This is a genomic window from Nostoc sp. 'Peltigera membranacea cyanobiont' 213, assembly GCF_002245975.1.
Lineage (GTDB): Bacteria > Cyanobacteriota > Cyanobacteriia > Cyanobacteriales > Nostocaceae > Nostoc.
Genome location: NZ_NOLI01000022.1, coordinates 14599 through 39723, shown reverse-complemented (window position 1 = coordinate 39723; position 25125 = coordinate 14599). Strand labels below are relative to the sequence as shown.

Genomic DNA, 25125 nt, shown 5'->3' with positions numbered 1-25125 from the left:
ATGAGTACTTCAGCAGAATTTAATCTAAATGGTTTAGAAGTAGCCATAATTGGCATGGCTGGTCGTTTTCCTGGTGCTAAAAATCTTGATGAATTTTGGCAAAATCTGCAAAATGGGGTGGAGTCAATAGCTTCTTTCACAGATGAAGAACTGATATCTTCAGGAATAGATTCTACTATGCTGAATCACCCTCAGTATGTAAAATCTAGAGCTGCGTTAGAAGATGTGGAATTATTTGATGCTTCATTCTTTGGCTTCAATCCAAGAGAAGCAGAAATCATCGATCCCCAACAACGTCTTTTCTTAGAGTGCGCTTGGGAAGCTCTTGAAAGCGCCGGCTACGATTCTAAAAAGTATAAAGGAATGATTGGAATTTATGGTGGTACAAGTATTAATAGTTATCTAATTAACCTTTATTCAAATCAAAATCTGATAAATTCTATTGACGATCAACAGCTGGTATTTGGAAATGACAAAGATTTCCTAACGACACGAGTATCCTACAAATTAGAGTTAGAAGGGCCTTCAATAGACATTCAAACAGCCTGTTCAACTTCATTAGTTGCTGTACATCTAGCTTGTCGAAGTTTGCTAGGTGGTGAATGTGATATTGCCTTAGCTGGTGGTGTTGCAATCAGTTCATCACAAAAAGCTGGATATTTATATCAAGAAGGGGGAATTTTATCTCCAGACGGCCATTGCCGTGCCTTTGATGCTAAAGCACAGGGAACCGTTTTTGGTAGCGGTGTGGGCATTGTGGTATTGAAGCGATTAGAGGATGCTCTTGCTGATGGCGATCGCATTCATGCTGTGATCAAAGGTTCAGCTATCAACAACGATGGCGCTCTCAAAGTTAGCTATACAGCTCCCCGTATAGATACTCAAGCAAAGGTGATTAAAGCGGCTCAAACTATTGCTGAGGTTAACCCAGAGACAATAACTTATATTGAGGCACACGGAACAGGAACATCTTTGGGAGATCCGATTGAAATCGCAGCACTTACACAAGCATTTCATACCGATACTCAGAAAAAAAGTTTCTGTGCGATCGGTTCACTCAAGACGAATATTGGACACCTAGATACTGCGGCTGGTGTTGCAGGATTAATCAAAACTGTTTTAGCCCTTAAGCATCAACAAATACCGGCTAGCTTGCACTTTGAGCAGCCTAATCCGGAAATAGACTTCGATAACAGTCCCTTCTACGTTAACACCACACTTTCAGAGTGGAAGCCAAACGGCACTCCTCGTCGCGCAGGAGTCAGTTCCTTTGGTATTGGTGGAACCAATGCCCATGTAATACTCGAAGAAGCTCCATTTGTTGAACCCTCAAGTTCTTCTCGCCCTTGGCAGTTATTGCTGCTTTCTGCAAAAACCGACTCGGCACTAGAAACTGCGACGGCAAATCTAGTTACCCACTTCAAGCAGCATCCTGACTTAAACTTGGCTGATGTAGCATATACTCTTGAAGTCGGCCGTCGAGCATTTGACCATCGTCGAATGCTAGTATGTCAGAATTTTGATGATGCAGTAAAAACCCTAGAAACTCTAGACCTACAAAGAATTTTCACCCACTTCCAAGAACCGTCTAACCAAAAGGTTGTGTTAATGTTTCCTGGTCAAGGTTCACAGTATGTGAATATGGGTCGAGAATTATACGAAACTGAGTCCGTATTTCGGAAACATATTGATAAATGCTGTGAAATACTCAAATCTCACTTAGGTATTGATTTATGCACAATTTTATACCCAGGCGAAGAACACTCACAAGCAGCAACAGAGCAACTGGAACAAACTCATATCACTCAGCCAGCACTATTTGTTATTGAGTATGCCTTAGCTCAGTTGTGGATAGCATGGGGCATATCTCCTACAGCAATGATTGGTCACAGCATCGGAGAGTATGTAGCTGCTTGTTTGGCAGGTGTTTTCTCTCTAGAAGATGCTTTAGCACTTGTTGCAGCCCGTGGACAACTCATGCAACAACTCCCAACGGGTGCGATGCTTTCCGTTCCACTTTCTGAGGAAGAGATACAATCTTGGCTGAATGAGGAACTAACTCTTGCTGGAATCAACGCACCATCACTATGTGTTGTATCCGGTTTTGAAGAAGCGATCGCCAGTTTGCAAAATCGCTTAACACAACAAGGTGTAGAGTGTCGTCGATTGCATACTTCCCACGCTTTTCATTCCAAAATTATGGATTCCATCCTGGAACCATTTACCAAGCAAGTTGAAAAAGTTAAATTAAATCCTCCTCAAATTCCGTTTATCTCCAACTTAACAGGAACTTGGATTACTAATAATGAAGCAACCAATCCTAGCTACTGGGCAAAACATCTGCGGCACACCGTGCGCTTTAGTACAGGCATTGCTGAGTTAATTAAAGAATCAGAGCAAATATTGCTAGAAGTGGGCCCTGGGCAAACTTTAAACACTTTTGTAAAACAACAAACTAATCAGTCAATAGTGTTGAGTTCAATGCGCCATCCAAAAGAGCAAAAGTCGGATGTAGCATTTTTACTCAACACTTTAGGGCGACTCTGGCTAGCAGGAGTACAGGTAGATTGGGATGGCTTTTATGTTACCGAGCAAAGACATCGAATGCCATTGCCAACATATCCTTTTGAGCGCCAGCGTTATTGGATTGAGTCACAAACAATAGATATTAGCAATAATCGTCAAATTCAACTCAGCAAAAAACCAAATATTGGCGACTGGTTTTATCTTCCTAGCTGGAAACAAGTAAAGTTACTTGAACCCTTCCAAAAAAGAGGGTTGGTAAAGCAAAAGCTGTGTTGGCTGGTTTTTATAGATTCATCTAAACTAGGCGCACAAATTGTTCAACGACTGGAGGAAGACGGGCAAGAAGTTATTACTGTAACCGTAGGAGAGAAATTTACTCAATTGGGCGATCGCACCTACGCAATCAATCCTCAACAGCGACATGACTATGATGCCCTATTCCAAACCTTACGTGAAATAGATAAAATTCCACAAACCATTGCTCATTGTTGGGGTGTCACAGCAAATATTCAATCCCAAAATCAAACCTTGTACGAGCAGACACAATCAGCACTTATTAGCTTTGAAAAACATCAGGATTTAGGTTTTTACAGTTTACTCTTCATAGCACAAGCACTAAGTAAACAGAATGTTACAACTTCTCTTCAAATAATGATTGTGACCAACAACCTTTATGATACTATTGGACAAGAGGAGTTGATTCCAGAAAAGGGGACGGTATTAGGCCCATGCAAGGTAATTCCACAAGAGTACCCAAATATTACGTGCCGTAACATTGATATCGTTATTCCGGAATCGGGGACTTCTCAGGAAAATCAACTCATAAACCAACTCATGGCAGAACTGACGTCCGAGCTATCTGACTTGGTTGTTGCTTACCGTGGTAGTCATAGATGGGTACAAACCTTTGAGCCTGCACAATTAAAAGAAGTTGAAGAAGAAACAATTAGACTCAGAGAAGGGGGAACTTACTTAATTGCAGGCGATCTGACGGGAAGTCTTGGTTTAGTGTTTGCAGAGCATTTAGCTCAAACAGTACAAGCTAAAATCATCCTGATTGGCAATATAGGGCTTCCCCAAAGAAATGAATGGTCGCAATGGCTAGTAACTCATGATGAACAGGATGCAATTAGTAGTGACATCCGAAAAATACTTGCGTTAGAAGAGTTAGGTACAAAATTTCTAATTATTGAGGCTGATATTGCAAATTTTGAACAAATGCAAGCAGCAATTACTCACGCATATGAATACTTTGATCGGATTCATGGGGTGTTCTACGCAACACCAATGAGTAACGATAAATCAGCTTTCTCTATTCAAGAGATTGGTCGAACTGAGAGTGAGTTGCAATTCCACTCAAAAGTTCACGGACTTTATGTCATAGAAAAAGTCTTACAAGGTAGAGAACTTGATTTTTATCTATTGCAATCCTCATTATCATCTGTTGTGGGAGGACTTGGACTTGTTGCTTATTCCGCAGCTAATCTCTTCATTGATGCTTTTGTAAACAAACGTAATCAAACAAGCTCCATTTCATGGTTCAGCATTAATTGGGATGCCGTAAAGAATGAAGAGAAACAAGAAAAAAATATTGGGTTTGGAGCAGATTTGAATGAATTGGCAATGACACCCAAAGAAGTATGGGATGTTTCTGTGCGCGTTTTATCAATGGGTTCAGCAGGTCAATTCATTGTTTCACCAGGAGATTTGCAAGTCAGGCTTAACACATGGATTAAGCGTGAATCTCTACACAGTACGAACAATTCCGAAGAAGATCAACTCTCGCAGCACTCAAGACCAAATCTGCAAACTACCTACATAGCTCCTAGCAACGAGATTGAGCAAAAGATTGCAAATATCTGGCAAGAGCTTCTTGGTACTGAATTAGTGGGCATTCATGATAACTTTTTTGAGTTGGGAGGACACTCTTTGCTAGCTGTTCAAGTGACTTCACGTTTGCGAGAAAATTTTCAAGTGGAATTGCCCCTACAAAGTATTCTTTTCGATGCTCCTACTGTGGCTGGGCTTGCTGTTATCATTGCTGAAACACAACCTAATCAAGAAGAAAATCAAGAAATTGCAGCTTTATTACAGGAGATAAAAAGCCTGTCAGCAGAAGAAATTCAACAAGAACTAGTAACAGATTCTTAGTATACCTCACCATAACAGGGGTTCGCAAATAGTCAATATTTTGATATTCCGTACCCCACTCATAACAACTATTTTGCTGACACAATCATCAAAACTTAAATAATTATTTTACAGAAATCAAGGGGTTAATAAATGGAATTTAGTCTGTTTTATTTTTCAGGTGATGGTTTAAAAACTCAAGAAAATAAGTATAATCTATTAATAGAAAGTGCCAAATTTGCAGATCAAAATGGTTTTTCTGCACTTTGGACTCCTGAACGTCATTTCCACCCGTTTGGAGGACTTTATCCTAACCCATCGTTGACAAGTGCAGCATTGGCTATGATAACTGAGCGAATTCAATTGCGCTCTGGCAGTATTGTGATGCCACTTCATAATCCAGCACGTGTTGCTGAAGAATGGTCTGTGGTTGATAATCTTTCAAACGGTAGAGTTGCCCTTGCTTTTGCCTCAGGTTGGACGCTAGATGACTTTGTACTTTCTAGCGAAATTCATGCCAACCGGAAAGAAAGTATGTGGAGTGGAATTCAGACAGTCCACAAGCTTTGGGAAGGTGAACAAGTTGAACTCAAAGATGCAACAGGAAACACTTTCAAAGTGAGGACATTTCCACGACCAATACAGCGTAAGCTACCTACTTGGATTGTGTGTCAATCAAACGCAACATTTATTGAAGCTGGCAAAATAGGTGCTAACATACTTACTTCTTTGTTAGGAGGAACTATAGAAGAAGTTGCTCCACAAATATCACTGTATCGTGAATCTTTAGCAAAATACGGTCACGACCCTAAAGCAGGGAAAGTAGCAATGATGATACATACATTTGTAGGAGAAGACTTCAACACAGTAAAAGAACAAGCAAGGGAACCTTTTTGTAATTACTTAAAAACACATATTGATTTACTTGAAAATTTAGCTAAAAATGCTGGGATGAAGGTTAATTTAGAGAAATTTACGGAAGCAGACATCAATAGTCTTTTACGGTTTGCCTATGAAGGTTGGCTAAAAGGAAGAACTCTGATTGGGTCAAAAACGACTTGTATGCAGATGATTGAGCGTTTGAAACAGGTTGGTGTTGATGAAGTCGCTTGTTTGATTGATTTTAATCCAAATTGTGATGCTGTAATGGCAAGTTTGCCTTACCTCAAAGATTTGAAGGATCTATGTAGCCTTAATCAGGAAAAATTGGTGTCACTTAGCTGATAATTTAGTTGCTACAAATGCTCAGTTTCAAGTATTAATTTAATTTTGGTATAAATTAATGAGTGATTTAGCTCAACAAATTTTTGCTCTTTCTCCAGAGCAACGGGAACTACTGGAAAAGCGACTCAAACAGAGAGGTTTGAGTTCTCTAAAAACGTCAGAAATTTATAAAAGAAAAGATTCTAACGCGTTACCTTTATCCTTTTCCCAGCAACGGCTATGGTTTGTCCAGCAATTAGACCCTGACAACAGTAATTACAATGTTTTTAGTGCTTTACGTCTTGAGGGTCAGCTGAATGTCGCATTGCTAGAACAGGTCTTTACCGAGATTGTCAGGCGTCATGAAAACTTGCGAACTACTTTTATTAGCAATTCAGAAGGGCAACCAATCCAGGTTATTGGTTTAACTCAGCCATTAAAATTACCGATAGTGGATTTGAGGGATATACCCATAACAGAGCAGGAGATTCAGCGCCTCGCTAAAGAAGAAGCTCACCGACCCTTTGACTTAACGAAACCATTATTACGGTTTACTCTCTTACAGTTGAGAGATACAGAATCTGTACTGTTATTGACAATACATCACATTATTTCTGACAACTGGTCTCTGGGGATATTTGTTCGGGAGATGAAAGTACTCTACGAAGCTTTTGCTAGTGGGAAGTCTTCCCCCTTAGCCGAACTTCCAATCCAGTATGCAGATTGGGCAGCTTGGCAACGCCAGTGGCTAGAGGGAGAGGTGCTGGAAACGCAGGTGGCTTACTGGAAGCAGCAGTTGGCTAATCTTTCTATTTTAGAACTGCCAACAGACAGACCTCGACCAGTTGTTGCAACATACCAAGGCGCACGGCAACCTTTTGTATTATCTAAATCTCTATCTGATGCTCTTAAGGCTTTGAGTGCAAAAGAAGGGGTGACACTGTTTACATTATTGTTGGCAGCATTTAAGGTTCTGCTGCATAGATACACCAGCCATGATGACATTGTTGTAGGTACAGATATTGCCAATCGCAATCGAGTTGAGACAGAGGGATTAATTGGTCTTATAATTAACACCTTGGTGTTACGTACCAATGTGTCTGGGAATCCTGCTTTTCGGGAGTTGCTCAGTCGGGTGCGCGAGGTAATGCTGGGGGCTTATGCTCATCAAGACTTGCCGTTTGAGAAACTGGTTGAGGTTCTGAATCCAGAGCGGAATTTAAGCCAAATGGCACCCTTGTTTCAGGTCAAATTCGATCTTCAACTGGCACAAGTAGAACCTTTAGAGCTTTTGGATCTAACCGTCACTCCTTTGACTGTTGACAATGAGACAACAAAGTTTGAACTGCGCTTTAATCTCAGGGAAACAGATCGAGGACTAACAGTACTGGCAGAATACAGTACTGCTCTATTTGATGCCACCACTATTACTCGGATGCTAGGGCATTTTCAGACCTTGTTGGAGGGCATTGTTGCCAATCCAGAGCAGCGGCTTTCGGAGTTACCATTGTTAACACAACCTGAGCGGCAGACTTTGCTGGTAGAGTGGAATGATACTCAGGCTGAGTACCGATCGGATCAATGCATCCATCAGTTGTTTGAAGCTCAGGTGGGACGCACACCAGATGCTGTGGCAGTGGTCTTTGAGGATGAGCAGTTAACCTACCGGGAACTAAATGCCAGAGCTAATCAGCTAGGACAATACCTGATAAAGCTAGGAGTGAAACCAGAAGTATTAGTCGGGGTTTGTGTAGAGCGATCGCTCGATACGATCGTCGGTCTGCTAGGCATCCTCAAAGCAGGTGGTGTATATGTACCGCTAGACCCCAGTTATCCCCAAGAGCGATTATCTTTTATACTAAAAGATGCCCAAGTGGTAGTGCTACTCACTCAGCAGAAGCTGGTGTCTAAACTTGTCAATCATAATGCACACGCAGTTTACCTCGATACAGACTGGGGGGTAATCTCACAAGAAACTGAAAAAAACCCCGCTAGTAGTGTTGTATCCTTGAACTTAGCTTATGTAATTTATACATCAGGGTCAACCGGAAAACCAAAGGGTGCAATGAACACCCATCAAGGGATATGCAATCGTTTGCTGTGGATGGAAGAAGCTTACCAAATAAATTCTACAGATAGCGTACTACAAAAAACCCCTTTTAGCTTCGATGTTTCTGTTTGGGAATTCTTTTTGACTTTAATAACTGGCGCACGTTTGGTAATTGCTAAACCGGGGGGACATCGAGATAGTGCTTACCTGATCGATTTGATTGCTGTTGAGCAAATTACTACCTTACATTTTGTTCCCTCAATGCTGCAAATCTTTATTGAAAGTCGCGGTGTAGAAAAATGTACTTCAATTAAAAGAGTTATTTGTAGTGGTGAAGCTTTGCCACTGGACTTGCAAAACAGATTCTTTGAGCATTTGGCTTGCGAATTGCATAACCTTTATGGCCCCACAGAAGCAGCTATTGATGTGACTTTTTGGCAATGTCAAAAAAATAGTAACCTGAAGACAGTACCTATCGGTCGTCCTATTGCTAATACCCAAATCTACATTCTGGATGCTTATTTGCAACCAGTTCCTGTAGGTGTTACAGGTGAAATCTATATTGGCGGTGTGGGAGTAGCTCGTGGTTATCTAAACCATAAAGAATTAACTAATGAGAAATTTATTCCTAATTGCTTTAATAATTCAAAATTTGATCGGCTTTATAAAACTGGGGATTTAGGACGTTATTTATCTGATGGCAATATTGAATATGTGGGAAGAACGGACTATCAAGTAAAAATTCGGGGTTATCGAATTGAAATTGGAGAAATTGAAAATGTTTTATCTGCACATCCACAAGTGCGAGAAGCTGTAGTAATTACTCATTCCGATCGAGTAGCCCAAAAGCAACTCATCGCTTATATTACCTACAGTTCTGAAAAGCCAACACTTAATAATCTACGCGATTTCCTGAAAGAAAAGCTGCCAGCTTTTATGATTCCAGCAGCTTTTGTGATGCTAGAGACACTACCCCTCACACCTAATGGTAAAGTCGATCGCAAAGCGCTGCCTGCACCTGATACAACACGTCCAGAATTAGAAGCAGTTTATCAGCCCCCCCAAACTGAAGTAGAAAAAACTATTGCTAATATCTGGCAAGAAGTACTTCATCTTGAAGATTTAGGAATTCATGATAACTTCTTTGAACTTGGCGGTCATTCATTGCTCTTGGTTCAGGTTCATAGCAAGTTGCAAAAAATATTTGATCTAAATTTTCCATTGGTGGAAATGTTTCAATATCCGACTATCAGCCATCTAGCTAAATATCTTAGTCAGGAATCAAGCCAACAAGAGTCTTTCACACAACATTCTCGTCGCCGTGAAAACCGAACAGCGTCAATACAACAACGTAAAGAAGCTAGGAAAGAACATCGTTCAGCGACAAAACCCAAGGGTGTTTAATCAGAATAATTAAGTAAAAAACTTATTGTAGGATAGAATATGACATTAAGTAAACAAGAAAAATCGAGCAAAAGTTACTTTTTGAATACTGAAAAAGCATTAAACTATGATATTAGAAATCAAGTAATGCAATTGTTCTCTTCATCAAGTCAGACAACATCTATTGAGAAAGAAATAGATAAAATATTGAATGATTTTTCTGAAGATTTTTTAAACACGATTGATACCAACACTTCCATTGATTTAGATTCTTTATTAGGAAATTTTTTTGAGAGCCAAATACCTGTTCAACCTATTGATTTTGAAAGCTATCTCAAATGCTTAGGTAACAATGTTGTTGCTCATTCAATACATACATCCTCGCCACAATTTATCGGTCACATGACCTCAGCGCTTCCTTCCTTTGTGCGTCCTCTGGCAAAGTTGATGACGGCAATGAATCAAAATGTCGTCAAAATAGAGACTGCTAAAGCCCTAAGCTTCTGTGAACGCGAAGCTTTGGCAATGTTGCATCGACTAATTTACAACTTTTCTGATAATTTCTATGGTCAGCACATTCAAAATAACCTGAGTACACTGGGAATTTTGGTTTCCGGTGGGACAGTGGCAAATATCACGGCGCTTTGGTGCGCCCGAAATGCGATTTTGGGAGCAAAAGATGAGTTTCTTGGCGTAGAAAAAGAAGGTTTAGCCGCAGCTCTAGATTTCTACGGCTACAAAGGAGCAGTAATTATTGGCTCTGACTTGATGCATTACTCTTTTGATAAAGCTGCGGATTTGATGGGAATTGGTACACAGAGTTTAATTAGAATTCCCACTGATAGCAACAATCGAGTTGACATCCAAGCGCTACGCCAAGCTGTTGTGGAGTGTCGCGCTCAAAATTTGTTGATCGTTGCTATTGTAGGCATTGCTGGCACTACAGACTCAGGTGGGGTGGATTCACTCTTCGATATTGCCGACATTGCACAAGAAGCTCAGGTTCATTTTCATGTAGATGCTGCTTGGGGCGGGCCACTCATTTTTTCTGAACAACATCGGCATAAGCTTGCTGGCATCGAACGGGCTGATTCAGTAACTATTGACGGACACAAACAACTCTACTTGCCAATGGGCATTGGTATGGTCTTTCTGCGCGATCCGCATCTGGCAACAGCGATCGAAAAACAAGCTAGCTACACTATGCGTAAAGGGTCATTTGATTTAGGTAAACGTGCCTTAGAAGGGTCTAGGCCAGGTATGGCGTTATTTTTACATGCTGGGCTAAATCTCATCGGACTTAAGGGATATGAATTTTTGATTGATGAAGGTATTCGGAAAACTGAATATATGGCAGATCGGATCTGTACCATGCCTGAGTTTGAGTTGTTAGCAAAACCTAATACTAATTTGCTTGTCTATCGCTACATTCCAGAGCCATTCAGAGAGCTTGTGATTAAAAACCAGTTAACCGAAATTGACAATCAACTCATCAATAAATTTAATGAATGCTTGCAGAAACTCCAACGCCAAATTGGTCATACGTTTATTTCAAGAACGACAAAATCAATCACCAGCTTTGGCAAAGAAATTCCGATCCTTGCTCTGCGTGCAGTGATTGCCAATCCGTTAACTCAAGAAGAAGATATTGATGCAGTTTTAAATGACCAGATTCAAATTGCTGCAAAAATTTCGCTCTGAATTCTGCCGAATAACACCTTGATTCTGTTTGGTAATTTCAAACCGTTTTGTCTGATGAATATGTTAAATGGTATTAATAACTTAAATGCTCAAGAAGAAATAGCTATCATCGGTACGGCAGGTCGTTTTCCAGGAGCTAAAAACGTTGATAGTTTTTGGCAAAATATCCGAGATGGTGTAGAGTCTATTTCTTTTTTCACGGATGAGGAGCTAGTATCTGCTGGAATAAATCCAACATTGCTGAACGATCCTCTGTACGTAAAAGCAGGCGGTGTACTAGAAAATATAGAGTTGTTTGATGCTTCATTTTTTGGCTTTTCTCCTAGAGAAGCTGAAATTACAGACCCACAACACCGTCTTTTCCTAGAATGTGTTTGGGAAGCTTTAGAAAATGCTGGCTACAACTCTCAAACCTATAATGGTCAAATTGGTCTTTTCGCTGGTGTAGCTGCGAGTAGCTATCTGCTTACAAACTTATATCCCAATCGGGACTTTATGGAATCAGTAGACAGCTACCAACTTTTGATTGGAAACGATAAGGATTTCTTGCCCACGCAAGTTTCTTACAAGTTAAACCTGAAGGGGCCTAGCATCAATATTCAGACTGCCTGCTCTACCTCGTTGGTTGCTGTCCATTTTGCCTGCCAAAGTTTACTAAATGGTGAAAGTGATATGGCTTTGGCTGGTGGCGTTTCGATAGGAGTCCCGCAAATATCTGGTTATCAATATCAAGAAAGCGGAATTCACTCTCCTGATGGCCACTGCCGAGCTTTTGATATAAAGGCTAAAGGCACTAATGGTGGCAGTGGTTTGGGTGTAGTAGTCTTGAAAAGATTAGAGGATGCGATCGCAGATGGCGATTTAATTCATGCGGTTATCAAAGGTTCAGCTGTCAATAACGATGGTTCTTTAAAGGTTGGATATACAGCCCCCAGTGTGGATGGTCAAAGGGAAGTGATTTTAGAAGCGCTTGCCTTAGCTGGACTCGAACCTGAAACTATATCGTATATAGAAACACATGGCACTGCAACTCCGTTAGGAGATCCGATTGAAATTGAGGCTCTGACACAGGCTTTTCGTGCTAGCACCAATAAAAAAGGTTTTTGTGCGATCGGCTCAGTAAAAACCAACATGGGGCATTTGAATACAGCAGCAGGAGTCACAGGGTTAATCAAAACAGTACAAGCCCTGAAACATCAACAAATACCTCCCAGCTTGCACTTTGAGCAGCCTAATCCCCAAATAGATTTCGCCAACAGTCCCTTTTATGTCAATACTAAATTATCCGAGTGGAAAACCAACGGAACCCCGCGTAGAGCAGGTGTTAGTTCATTTGGCATTGGCGGGACTAATGCCCATATTATCTTAGAAGAAGCCCCAGTTGTTGAAAACTCTAGTGCATCCCGCCCCTGGCAATTATTGCTTCTATCAGCCAAAACCACTACAGCCTTAGAAACTATTACAGCGCAACTGGGTGCTCACCTCCAGCAACATCCTGATTTAAAACTCGCTGATGTAGCTCATACCCTACAATTAGGCCGTGGGGCTTTTGACTATCGCCGCATAGTGGTTTGCCATGACCAAGATGATGCAGTAAAAGTGCTAAATTCCCAAGACTCCCTACGTGTTTTCACTAGTTACCACAAACCCAGTCACCGTTCAGTCATTTTTATGTTTTCTGGACAAGGAGCGCAATATGTGGATATGGGGCGGGAACTTTACGAGGTAGAACCCACATTCCGCAAACATCTGGATGTTTGTGCTGACATTCTCCAACCGTTGCTCAATCTTGATATCCGCCATCTACTCTTCCCCAAAGAAGAACAAATTGAAATTGCTACCCAACAATTACAGCAAACAGCAATTACCCAACCGGCAATATTTGTGATTGAGTATGCCCTAGCTCAGTTGTGGATAGAATGGGGAGTGCGTCCAGAGGCAATGATTGGGCACAGCATTGGGGAGTATGTCGCCGCAACCATTGCAGGTGTGTTCTCCCTAGAAGATGCTTTAATACTGGTGGCAAAGCGGGGACAACTGATGCAACAGTTGCCCGCAGGGAGTATGCTGGCAATTCCACTGTCATACAAAGATGTGCAATCTGTTTTAGATACGCAGTCATTGGTGGAAGTAGCAGCGATTAACACTCCATCTTCGTGCGTCGTTTCTGGGACTGTGGAAGCGATCGCCACACTCCAAAATCAATTATCCTCCAAAGGGATTAAATGTCGCCTGTTGCATACATCTCATGCATTTCATTCTGTGATGATGGCACCTATCTTGGAATCATTCACTCAGGCTGTGAAAAAAGTTCAACTCAATCCGCCGCAGATTCGCTTTATATCCAATGTCACTGGTAGTTGGATTACAGATGATGATGCTATTAATCCCGGCTACTGGAGTCAACATTTGCGGCAAACTGTACAATTTTCTGCTGGAATATCGCTACTATTACAGCAGTTTGAAGGCGTTTTCTTGGAGGTAGGCCCTGGGCGGACATTAAGTACAATCACAACACAGCATTTACAGCCTAATGCCAAACAGATAGTGTTGAGTTGTGTACGCCATGTCAAAGAACAACAGTCTGATGTTGCTTATTTATTGCAGACATTAGGTCGGGTATGGTTGGCTGGAGTAGAGATAGATTGGTCAGGATTTTATACTCATGAACGGCGTTATCGTCTGCCTTTACCTACTTATCCCTTTGAACGTCAACGTTATTGGATTGAACCCAAAAAACAAGGAATTGATGACTATCCTACTCCAGTATCAGTGGGCAAAAAACCCGATATAGCCGACTGGTTTTACATTCCTTTTTGGAAACCATCTTTACCCCCAACACGGCTGAAACATAAAGAATTAGTATCTCAAAACTCGTGTGTTTTGGTGTTTATTGATGAGTGTGGCTTGGGTATTAATCTGGTAAAACAACTCCAACAACAAAACCAGGATGTTATTACTGTAAAAGTTGGGGCAGAGTTCACAAAATTAGGTGAGTGTCAGTATACCCTCAATCCCGATCGCAAGGATGATTATAATACCTTAATTAAAGAAATTTTAACACAACAAAAATTCCCAGAAAGCATTGTTCATTTGTGGAACGTCACGCCTATAATTGACAAAGAATTAGAACTAGAAGAAGTTGAGAAAGCTCAAAAAATAGGATTCTACAGTCTACTATTTCTTGCCCAAGCTTTGGGAAGAGAGGAAACATCTTCTGAAGTAAAAATTACAGTTATTTCTAACAACCTACAGCCAGTGACAGGAACTGAGGTGCTGTGTCCAGAAAAAGCAACTTTAATTGGGCCAATTAAAGTTATATCTCAAGAATACTCAAATATTAGCTGTCGTAGTATTGATATTATTCTTCCTAAATGTGGAAGCTGGCAAGAAGAACAACTCTTAGAAAAATTGCTGACGGAACTAACAGTTTCTACCTGTGACCAAATGATTGCCTATCGAGGTGTGAATCGCTGGGTACAATCTTTTGAGCCAGTACGCTTTAATGAAGCTAACAACGGAACACCGCGATTAAGGAAAGGGGGAGTTTATCTGATTACAGGTGGACTCGGAGGTATTGGACTTGCTGTGGCAGAATACTTGGCTCAAACTGTACAAGCAAAACTGCTGTTGCTCGGACGTTCCGCTTTCCCCAACCGAGATGACTGGGAACAATGGTTGCTGACTCACAATGAGACTGATAGTACCAGCCGCAAGATTCTCAAAGTGCAACAACTCGAACAGTTGGGTGCAGAAGTTTTGGTGATGAGCGCTGATGTGACTAACACTGAACAAATGCATTTGGCGATCGCTCAAGCAGAGTCACAGTTTGGCCAACTAAATGGTGTGGTTCATGCTGCTGGAGTTCCTGGAGGCGGGATGATTCAGCGAAAAACACAGGAGGAAGCGGAAAGTATTTTAGCTCCCAAAGTCAAGGGGACACTGGTTCTCAATGCTATCCTCAAGGATATTCAATTGGATTTCTTTGTCCTCACATCATCAATCAATTCAATTTTAGGGGGATTTGGACAGGTAGACTATTGTGGAGCCAATGCTTTTCTTGACGCTTTTGCTTACTGCAATATCTCGAAACGTAGCACATTTATCACAAGTATAAACTGGGATGCTTGGCAAGAAGTTGGGATGGCGGTAAACACAGCAGTACCTCAAAAACTCCAAGAATTGCGTGCAGAAGATATTAAACAAGCAATATCACCTCATGAGGGTATAGATGCTTTGATGCGTATTTTAGGAAGTACAATACCCCAAGTTGTAGTATCCTGCTCTGACTTGCTGAATTCACTACATCAGCAGAATTCTTACGATGAACTAAGCGTCTTAGAACTTTTAGAGAAGGTCAATGAATCCAAGTTAAAATATCCCAGACCAGAACTGAGTAATAACTATATTGCTCCTAGAAATGAAACTGAGCAAAAAATTGTTGATATTTGGCAACAAAGTCTTGGAATTGAACAGATAGGAATTCATGACAATTTCTTTGAGCTTGGTGGTGATTCACTCATAGGCATTCAAGTAATTTCTCGCTTAAATAAAGCGTTTAATTTAAATTTTTCTGTCGCCAAACTTTATGAATGTCCCCACGTAGGAGCTATGTCCAATATTTTACTTCCTGAAGAATCTCAGGAAAGCGCTTTTGAACAAAGATTAAGTCGAGGACAAAGAAGAAGAGAGAGAAAAATGCAAGACAAGTTATCATGATAAGTTACTTTATATTGATTTTCTAAAAAAATTATGAATGTAAATACAACGTTTGAACAAACAGCAGATTTAGATATAGCGTTAGTGGGAATGTCTGGTCGGTTTGCTGGTGCAAAAAATCTTGATGAATTTTGGCATAATTTACAACATGGAGTTGAGTCTGTTTCATTTTTCTCGAATGATGATTTAGTAGATTTAAATATTGAAAAGGCTATTTTAAACGACCCAAATTATGTTAAATCAGCACCTGTACTAGAAGATATTGAGAGTTTTGATGCTAGGTTTTTTGGCTTTAGCCCTAAAGAAGCTGAAGTTATAGACCCCCAACAACGCTTCTTCATGGAGTGTGCCTGGGAAGCTCTTGAAAACGCTGGATATGAGCCAGAAACCTATGAAGGGTTGATTGGGGTTTATGCTGGAACAAGCACAAACAGTTACTTTTTTAACAATATTTTTTCCAACTCTAATTTGATAAATTTTTCAAATAAACATACTCTTTATAAAGATTTTATTAGCACAAATGTCTCATACAAATTAAATCTAAAAGGCCCAAGTATAGGTATCCAAACTTACTGCTCTACTTCATTAGTTGCTATACACTTAGCCTGCAAAAGTTTACTAGATGAAGAGTGTGATATTGCTTTAGCAGGTGGGGTTGCGATCGCAGTTCCACAAAAATCAGGCTATTTATATCAAGAAGATGGAATTTTGTCTCCTGATGGTCACTGTCGTGCCTTTGATGCTAAAGCGCAAGGTACCATTTTCGGCAGTGGGCTTGGAATTATCGTATTAAAAAGGTTAAAAGATGCTCTTGCGGATAGAGACTACATTCATGCAGTTATTAAGGGTTCAGCAATTAACAACGACGGTTCTTTGAAAGTTAGCTATACAGCACCTAGTGTAGATGGTCAAGCAGAAGTAGTCGTCGAGGCTCTAGGAAATGCTGGAATCGATGCTGATGATATCTCGTACATAGAAACTCATGGAACTGGAACAGCTACTGGCGATCCAGTGGAAATCGCAGCGCTAACTAAGGCTTTTCGTAGCTTTACAAAGAAAAATGGCTTCTGCGCTATCGGTTCAGTCAAACCAAATATTGGACATCTAGATACAGCATCTGGTGTAGCAAGTCTCATCAAGACTGTCTTGGCATTAAAATACAAACAAATACCTCCTAGCATAAATTTTGAAGTTCCGAATCCTCAGATTGATTTTGTTAACAGTCCCTTCTACGTCAATACTAAACTTACCGAATGGAAAACTAAAGACACTCCCCGTCGGGCTGGAGTTAGTTCCTTAGGATTTGGTGGAACGAATGCCCATGTCATTCTGGAAGAAGCCCCCCAGATAAAACATTTTGAAAAATCTAGACCTTGGCAAGTGCTGTTATTATCAGCCAAAACTAGTTCAGCACTTGAAACTGCAACTGCAAATTTGGTTGCGTATTTAAAGCAGCATCAGGATATAAATCTAGCTAATGTCGCTCATACTCTACAAGTAGGTCGTCGGGCTTTTAACCATCGCCGAGTGTTGGTTTGTCAGGATATTAAGGATGCTGTAACCGGCTTGGAAACACAGGATCTCAAACGGGTTTTTACTACATACCAGGATCATAGAGAACAGCCTGTCATCTTCATGTTTTCTGGACAGGGAGCGCAATATGTAGATATGGCGCGAGAATTATACCAAGTTGAACCCACCTTTAGAAAACATCTAGATACTTGCGCTCAGATTCTTCAACCGCTGCTTAATCTAGATATCCGCCATCTACTCTTCCCCAAAGAAGAACAAATTGAAACTGCTACTCAACAACTCCAACAAACAGCAATTACCCAAAGCGCAATATTTGTCATTGAGTACGCCCTGGCTCAGTTATTAATGTCATGGGGAGTGCGTCCAGAGGCGATGATTGGGCACAGCATTGGGGAATATGTTGCCGCAACCATTGCAGGTGTGTTTTCCCTAGAAGATGCAATAGAAGTGGTGGCAACACGGGGACAACTAATGCAACAATTGCCACTAGGCAGTATGCTGGTAATTCCACTGCCACACAAAGATGTGCAATCCCTTTTAGATGCACAGCAGTCATTGGTCGAAGTAGCAGCGATTAACAGTCCATCTTCGTGCGTGGTTTCTGGTACTGTGGAAGCGATCGCCACATTACAAAATCAATTATCCTCCAAAGGGATTGAATCTCGGTTGTTGCATACATCTCATGGGTTTCATTCTGTAATGATGGAACCGATCTTGGAAGCATTCCTGCAAGCCGTGAAAAAAGTGAAGCTCAATCCACCACGTATTCGCTTCATTTCCAACGTCACTGGTACGTGGATTACGGATGAACAAGCTACAAATCCCAACTACTGGGGACAGCATTTACGACAACCAGTCAAATTTTCCAACGGGATATCTCAATTGTTGCAACAGTTTGAAGGTGTTTTTCTGGAGATTGGCCCGGGGCGGACATTAAGTACATTAACAACGCAACATCTCTTGCCAGAAGCTAAACAAGTAGTGTTGACTTGTTTGCGCCATGCTAAAGAACAACAATCAGACGTGAGCTTTTTGTTACATACATTAGGTCGGGTATGGTTGGCTGGAGTAGAAATAGATTGGTCAGGATTTTACACTCACGAACAGCGTCATCGTCTACCTTTGCCTACTTATCCTTTTGAGCGTCAACGTTATTGGATTGAACCCAAAAAAGAAGTAATTGATGACCATGCTACACCAGTATCACTAGGCAAAAAACCCGACATTGCTGACTGGTTCTACATCCCTTTCTGGAAACCATCATTAACTCCACCACAACTCGAACACAAGGAATTAATAGATCAATTATCTTCTATTTTGGTGTTTATCGATGAGTATGGCTTGGGTACCAAACTAGTCAAACAACTCCAACAACAAAATCGGGATGTTATTACCGTAATAGTTGGAAGTGAGTTCACCAAGCTCAATGAGTGGCAGTATACTATAAATCCTCAACAACCTAATAATTACGATGCCTTAATCAACGAACTGTCAACACAACAGAAGTTGCCAAAGACAATAGCTCATTTGTGGAGTGTCACACCTGTCAATGGCAAAGAATTAGAACTTGAAGAAGTTGACAAAGCCCAATTCATCGGATTTTATAGTCTGCTATTTCTTGCCCAAGCTTTGGGAAGACAGGAAACATCTTCTGAAGTACAAATTACAGTCATTTCTAACAACCTACAGCCAGTAACAGGAACTGAAGAGCTATGTCCAGAAAAAGCAACTTTACTTGGGCCAATTAAAGTCATATCTCAAGAATACTCAAATATCATCTGTCGTAGTATTGATGTTATTCTTCCCGAATGTGGAAGCTGGCAAGAAGAACAACTCGTAGAAAAATTGCTGACGGAACTGACAGCTTCTAGCTGTGAGCAAATGATTGCCTACCGAGGTATGAATCGCTGGGTGCAATCTTTTGAGCCAGTACGCTTTAATGAAACCAAAATTGTCAAGCCACGATTAAGGCAAGGGGGAGTCTATCTAATTACAGGTGGACTTGGAGGGATTGGACTTGTTGTGGCAGAATACTTGGCTGAAACTGTGCAAGCAAAACTGCTGTTGATTGGACGAACCGCTTTGCCCAAAAAAGACGATTGGAAACAGTGGTTGTTGACTCATGATGAGACTGATAGCACCAGCCGTAAGATTCTGAAAATCCAAGAACTCGAACAGTTGGGTGCAGAAGTTTTGGTAGTCAGTGCTGATGTGAGCAACACAGAACAAATGCATTTGGCGATCGCTCAAGCAGAGTCACAGTTTGGCCAACTAAATGGTGTAGTTCATGCTGCTGGAATACTTGGAGGCAAGTCTTCTGGAGCTATTGAAAAGATAAGTAAAACTGATTGCGATCGGCAATTTCAACCAAAAGTACATGGACTCTTAGTATTAGATAAGGTTTTGCAAGACAGAGAGCTTGATTTTTGTTTACTGCTGTCTTCCTTATCATCAGTTTTAGGAGGATTAGGATATGTTGCCTACTCAGCAGCGAATATCTTCATGGACGCTTTTGTACACCAACATAATCAGAGCCATCCCGTCTCTTGGATAAGTGTAAGCTGGGATAGTTGGCAACTTGAAAAAGAAAATAAACAAAGTACATCTGTTGGCGCAAGTGTGACTGAATTTGCGTTCGATCCTAAAGAAGGTGTAGAAGCTTTTCAAAGGATATTGAACTGTAGTGAATTCAATCATGTAGTTGTCTCGACTGGAGAACTTCAAGCTAGAATTGACCAATGGATTAAGTTTGAATCTTTTCAACAGAAACTAGCTAGCCAACCAGTAAATTCATTATCACTCCATCCCAGACCTGATTTACAAAATTTATATGTAGCTCCCGAAAACGAAATTGAACAAACGATTGCTAACATCTGGCAAGAAGTTCTTGGGATAAAAGATGTAGGTCTCCATGATAACTTCTTTGAATTAGGTGGAGATTCACTACTCATAATTCAGGTTCGCAGTCAACTTATAAAAACATTAAACAAAAATTTATCAATCGCTGACCTATTTGAGTATTCAACTATAAATGCTTTAGCAGAATATCTTGGTGGACAACAGGTTGAAGAACCAACATTTCAGCAAGCTGATGAACGTGCCAGCAGAAAAGAAGCAGCTATGCAAGAAAAAAGACAATTAATGAAACAAAGGAGGAAGGCAGATGGATAACCAACAAATCCATGATTCCATGAAAGGCATAGCTGTAATCGGGATGTCCGGTCGTTTTCCAAAAGCCAAAAATATTGATGAATTTTGGCATAATCTGTGTAATGGACAGGAGTCGATTTCTTTCTTCAGTGATGAAGAATTAGAAGATTCAGATATAGACTTAGCATCGTTGCATGACCCTCAGTATGTAAAAGCTGGCGCTCGTTTGTCAGATATTGAAATGTTTGATGCTTCCTTCTTTGATGTCTCACCAAGGGAAGCTGAAATTATAGACCCCCAACATCGTTTTCTTCTCGAATGTGCTTGGGAAGCGCTAGAAAACGCTGGTTATGCTCCTGGAGCAGGCAAAGGCTTGACTGGTATTTACGTAGGAACCAACGTGAGTATCTATATGCTTAGTAAACTCGGTTCCAACCCAGATATAATCAAATCAATGGGTTCCTCAATTTTCTTTAGTAATGTTCAAGACTTTGCCGCCACACGAGTTTCATATAAATTGAACCTGAAGGGACCAAGTATTAATATAAGCACGGCTTGCTCCACCTCATTGGTAGCTGTTCATTTAGCGTGCCAAGGATTGCTAAACTACGAGTGCGATCTGGCTTTGGCAGGTGGCGTTTCGATACAGTCTCTGCAAAAGCAAGGTTATTTTTATCAAGAAGGGGGGATTACTTCTCCTGATGGTCGCTGTCGCGCCTTTGATGCGAAAGCACAAGGAACTATTTTCGGCGACGGGGTAGGTATTGTCGTCCTCAAGAGATTAGAAGATGCTTTTGCAGATGGCGACTGCATTCATGCAGTAATTAAAAGTTCAGCGATCAATAATGATGGTGCAGCCAAAGTGGGTTATACAGCCCCTAGTGTGGGTGGCCAAGCCAAAGTGATTGTTGAGGCTCAGGCGAATGCTGGGTTTAATCCAGAGACAATAACCTATATTGAGACTCATGGAACCGGTACAACCTTGGGAGACCCTATTGAAATCAGCGCTCTCAAGAAGACGTTTGAAGCTCGCACTAACAAGAAGCAATTCTGTGCTATCGGCTCGGTAAAGCCTAATATTGGACATTTGAATATAGCTTCTGGTGTAACGGGCTTAATCAAAACGGTTATGGCGCTCAAACACAACTTGATTCCTCCCAGCTTACACTTTGAACAACCTAATCCAGAGATAGACTTCGCTAATAGTCCTTTTTACGTTAATACCAAGTTATCGGAGTGGAAGACCAACGGGACTCCCCGCAGAGCTGGTGTCAGTTCTTTTGGAGTTGGAGGCACTAATGCTCATGTTATTTTGGAAGAAGCCCCAATTGTTCAACCCTCTAGTACTTCTCGCCCTTGGCAATTGTTACTGCTTTCAGCTAAAACCAGTACAGCACTGGAAACAACTACAGCTTCTCTAGTTGCTCACCTCCAGCAGCATCCTGATTTGAATCTCCCTGATGTAGCTTATACCCTACAAGTAGGTCGTAGGGCATTTGACCATCGCCGTATGGTGGTTTGTCATAATCAAGATGATGTAGTAAAAGTACTGACATTCCTTGATCCACAACGTGTTTTCACTAATCAGCAAAAGCCTACTCATTCTCCAGTCATCTTCATGTTTTCTGGACAGGGAGCGCAATATGTAGATATGGCGCGAGAATTATACCAAGTTGAACCCACCTTTAGAAAACATCTAGATACTTGCGCTCAGATTCTTCAACCGCTGCTTAATCTAGATATCCGCCATCTACTCTTCCCCAAAGAAGAACAAATTGAAACTGCTACTCAACAACTCCAACAAACAGCAATTACCCAAAGCGCAATATTTGTCATTGAGTACGCCCTGGCTCAGTTATTAATGTCATGGGGAGTGCGTCCAGAGGCGATGATTGGGCACAGCATTGGGGAATATGTTGCCGCAACCATTGCAGGTGTGTTTTCCCTAGAAGATGCAATAGAAGTGGTGGCAACACGGGGACAACTAATGCAACAATTGCCACTAGGCAGTATGCTGGTAATTCCACTGCCACACAAAGATGTGCAATCCCTTTTAGATGCACAGCAGTCATTGGTCGAAGTAGCAGCGATTAACAGTCCATCTTCGTGCGTGGTTTCTGGTACTGTGGAAGCGATCGCCACATTACAAAATCAATTATCCTCCAAAGGGATTGAATCTCGGTTGTTGCATACATCTCATGGGTTTCATTCTGTAATGATGGAACCGATCTTGGAAGCATTCCTGCAAGCCGTGAAAAAAGTGAAGCTCAATCCACCACGTATTCGCTTCATTTCCAACGTCACTGGTACGTGGATTACGGATGAACAAGCTACAAATCCCAACTACTGGGGACAGCATTTACGACAACCAGTCAAATTTTCCAACGGGATATCTCAATTGTTGCAACAGTTTGAAGGTGTTTTTCTGGAGATTGGCCCGGGGCGGACATTAAGTACATTAACAACGCAACATCTCTTGCCAGAAGCTAAACAAGTAGTGTTGACTTGTTTGCGCCATGCTAAAGAACAACAATCAGACGTGAGCTTTTTGTTACATACATTAGGTCGGGTATGGTTGGCTGGAGTAGAAATAGATTGGTCAGGATTTTACACTCACGAACAGCGTCATCGTCTACCTTTGCCTACTTATCCTTTTGAGCGTCAACGTTATTGGATTGATGCAAAATCAGCATCACTTTCTACAAGTAGCAACTCTGTAACTTTAGATAAAAAACAAGACATTGCTAACTGGTTTTATACCCCTTCATGGAAACGTTCTTTATTACCTCCATCTCGCCCAGAATTAGAGGATGAACAATGGTTTTTGTTTGTTGATGAATGTGGCGTGGGTTCCCAGTTAGTTAACAAACTGGAACAGAATGGTAAGGATGTCATTGTAGTGAAGCTGGGACAGCACTTTAGCAAACTAAGTCAGGGTGTTTATGCGATTAATCCCCAAAGTCGAGGTGACTACGATGCATTGTTCAAAGAACTGATTACACTTGGTAGAATTCCCCAAAATATTGCTTATTTATGGAGCTTGAATCCCTTTGAAAATCATCAAACGGGTGATTATCTAGAATTCAACAATTTGCTGCTTTTAATACAGAGTTTTAGTAAGCTAAAAATTAGCGATAGCCTGCAAATCTGGGTTGTATCAAACCAGACTCAAGAAGTTAATGGGAATGAAACTCTCGACCCAGAAAAGGTAACCGTATTAGGGTTATGTAAGGTTATTCCTCAAGAGTATCCTAATATTGTTTGTCGGAATATAGATTTTGTTTTAACGAACCGCCCAGATGCCAAGGGTGCAGAGGGAAGAGCCGGAGATGATCGCAGTTATATCGTAGACCAAATCATTAGTGAGTTTGCAGCTTTATCGCCTGATTTGATTGTTGCTTATCGCGATCGCTACCGCTGGATACAAACATTTGAGCCAGTGTGCCTAGAGTCAGCAGTTGAAGAAAAAACTCCCCTGAGAAAAGAAGGCGTTTACCTGTTTCCTGGTGGACTGGAAAGTTTTGGAGTTGGGCTAGCTAAATATCTGGCGAAAACTTTACAAGCAACACTCATATTCATTGAGGATTTAACTTTCCCACAAAAGGACGAATACTCGCAATGGCTGGAAACTCATGCTCAAGAAGATGAAGTGAGTAGCAAAATCCAAGAACTGATGGAATTAGAAAAATTAGGTGTAAAATTTTTGGTGGTGCGTGCAGATAGAACTAACTATGAACAAATGCACCAGAGCCTTGCACCTGAGAAAATTGGTCAAATTCACGGAGTTATCTATTCAACTGTAACAACCCGCGAAAATGTATTATGCCCGATACCAGAAATTGGTAAGACAGAGTTAGGAAAACTCCTTGACTCTCAACTTCATCAGATGACTGTATTAGAACAAGTCTTACAGAGTAGAAAAATAGATTTTTGTATCATTATTTCTTCCTTGGCTTCCATTTTTGGAGGAATTGGATTATCTTTATACTCAGGAGTTAACCAGTTAATAGATACTTTTACTCAGAGACATAATCAAAATAACTCTTTGCCTTGGGTTTCCATAAATTGGGATAAATTGCAACTGAATACAACCCAAGAACAAAAAGCTCTTGGACAGGCATCTGGAGTCGAATTAGCCATCACTGAGGCAGAAAGCGTAGAAGTCTTTAAACGCCTATTATCCTTAACTGAAGGAAGTCAGGTTGTTGTTTCAACAGTAGATATCAAAGTCTGGAGCGATCGCACATTTAACCTAGATTCTCTACTAGATTCAAAATCTTCTAGTCAAGTAGACTCATCTCCACGCTACTCCAGACCTAACCTTAATAATTCCTATGTTGCTCCAACTAACGAGTTAGAAAAACAAATTGCCGAAATATGGCAAGAAGTTCTGGGAATTGCACAAGTTGGTATTTACGACAATTTTTATGAGTTGGGAGGAGACTCTCTCATTGCAACTCGACTAGTTTCTCGATTGCAAGCAAAGTTCCCAGTAGAGCTATCACTACGTGACCTTTTACTGCAAGCTATGATACCTATCAAGCAGGCAGAAATGATTGAGCAACTTCTGTTAGAAAAAATTGAAGAATTTTCTGAAGAGGAGGTAGAAATGTTTTTCGCTAATCGCGCAGATAGGGAATAGGTGACGCTTGCTTTGTTTGTCAAAAATCATCCATAATCCGAGGTTTTTTTATTCAGGATTAACTTTGCATAAGTATCCCTATTCAAGA

Annotated in this window: 7 protein-coding genes; all 7 read left to right on the top strand. The window is 40.9% G+C overall.

What is annotated here, in order from left to right:
- Complete coding sequence (locus tag CDG77_RS09240) at positions 1 to 4677, top strand: type I polyketide synthase (protein WP_094329100.1); 4677 nt, start codon at positions 1 to 3, stop codon at positions 4675 to 4677.
- A gap of 132 nt (positions 4678 to 4809) precedes the next feature.
- Positions 4810 to 5880 (top strand): LLM class flavin-dependent oxidoreductase, encoded by a 1071-nt coding sequence (locus CDG77_RS09235; protein WP_094329099.1) that lies wholly within the window; start codon positions 4810 to 4812, stop codon positions 5878 to 5880.
- Between the two features lie 58 nt (positions 5881 to 5938).
- A complete protein-coding gene (locus CDG77_RS09230; RefSeq protein WP_094329098.1) occupies positions 5939 to 9313 on the top strand; it encodes a non-ribosomal peptide synthetase in 3375 nt (1124 codons plus the stop codon).
- A 39-nt stretch (positions 9314 to 9352) separates the two neighbouring features.
- Positions 9353 to 10993 (top strand): pyridoxal-dependent aspartate 1-decarboxylase PanP, encoded by a 1641-nt coding sequence (panP, locus tag CDG77_RS09225; protein WP_094329097.1) that lies wholly within the window; start codon positions 9353 to 9355, stop codon positions 10991 to 10993.
- Between the two features lie 54 nt (positions 10994 to 11047).
- Complete coding sequence (locus CDG77_RS09220) at positions 11048 to 15712, top strand: type I polyketide synthase (protein ID WP_094329096.1); 4665 nt, start codon at positions 11048 to 11050, stop codon at positions 15710 to 15712.
- Positions 15713 to 15745: 33 nt separating this feature from the next.
- A complete protein-coding gene (locus tag CDG77_RS09215) occupies positions 15746 to 20416 on the top strand; it encodes a type I polyketide synthase (RefSeq protein ID WP_094329095.1) in 4671 nt (1556 codons plus the stop codon).
- Entirely contained in the window at positions 20409 to 25037 is a 4629-nt protein-coding gene (locus tag CDG77_RS09210) for a type I polyketide synthase (protein ID WP_094329094.1), read from the top strand. The genes CDG77_RS09215 and CDG77_RS09210 overlap by 8 nt, the downstream gene beginning before the upstream one ends.
- Positions 25038 to 25125: the final 88 nt, after the last annotated feature.

Bases quoted from the DNA above. Each gene is read 5' to 3' on its own strand.
- CDG77_RS09240 (WP_094329100.1), top strand. From the start codon at position 1: ATGAGTACTTCAGCAGAATTTAATCTAAATGGTTTAGAAGTAGCCATA.
- CDG77_RS09235 (WP_094329099.1), top strand. From the start codon at position 4,810: ATGGAATTTAGTCTGTTTTATTTTTCAGGTGATGGTTTAAAAACTCAA.
- CDG77_RS09230 (WP_094329098.1), top strand. From the start codon at position 5,939: ATGAGTGATTTAGCTCAACAAATTTTTGCTCTTTCTCCAGAGCAACGG.
- panP (WP_094329097.1), top strand. From the start codon at position 9,353: ATGACATTAAGTAAACAAGAAAAATCGAGCAAAAGTTACTTTTTGAAT.
- CDG77_RS09220 (WP_094329096.1), top strand. From the start codon at position 11,048: ATGAATATGTTAAATGGTATTAATAACTTAAATGCTCAAGAAGAAATA.
- CDG77_RS09215 (WP_094329095.1), top strand. From the start codon at position 15,746: ATGAATGTAAATACAACGTTTGAACAAACAGCAGATTTAGATATAGCG.
- CDG77_RS09210 (WP_094329094.1), top strand. From the start codon at position 20,409: ATGGATAACCAACAAATCCATGATTCCATGAAAGGCATAGCTGTAATC.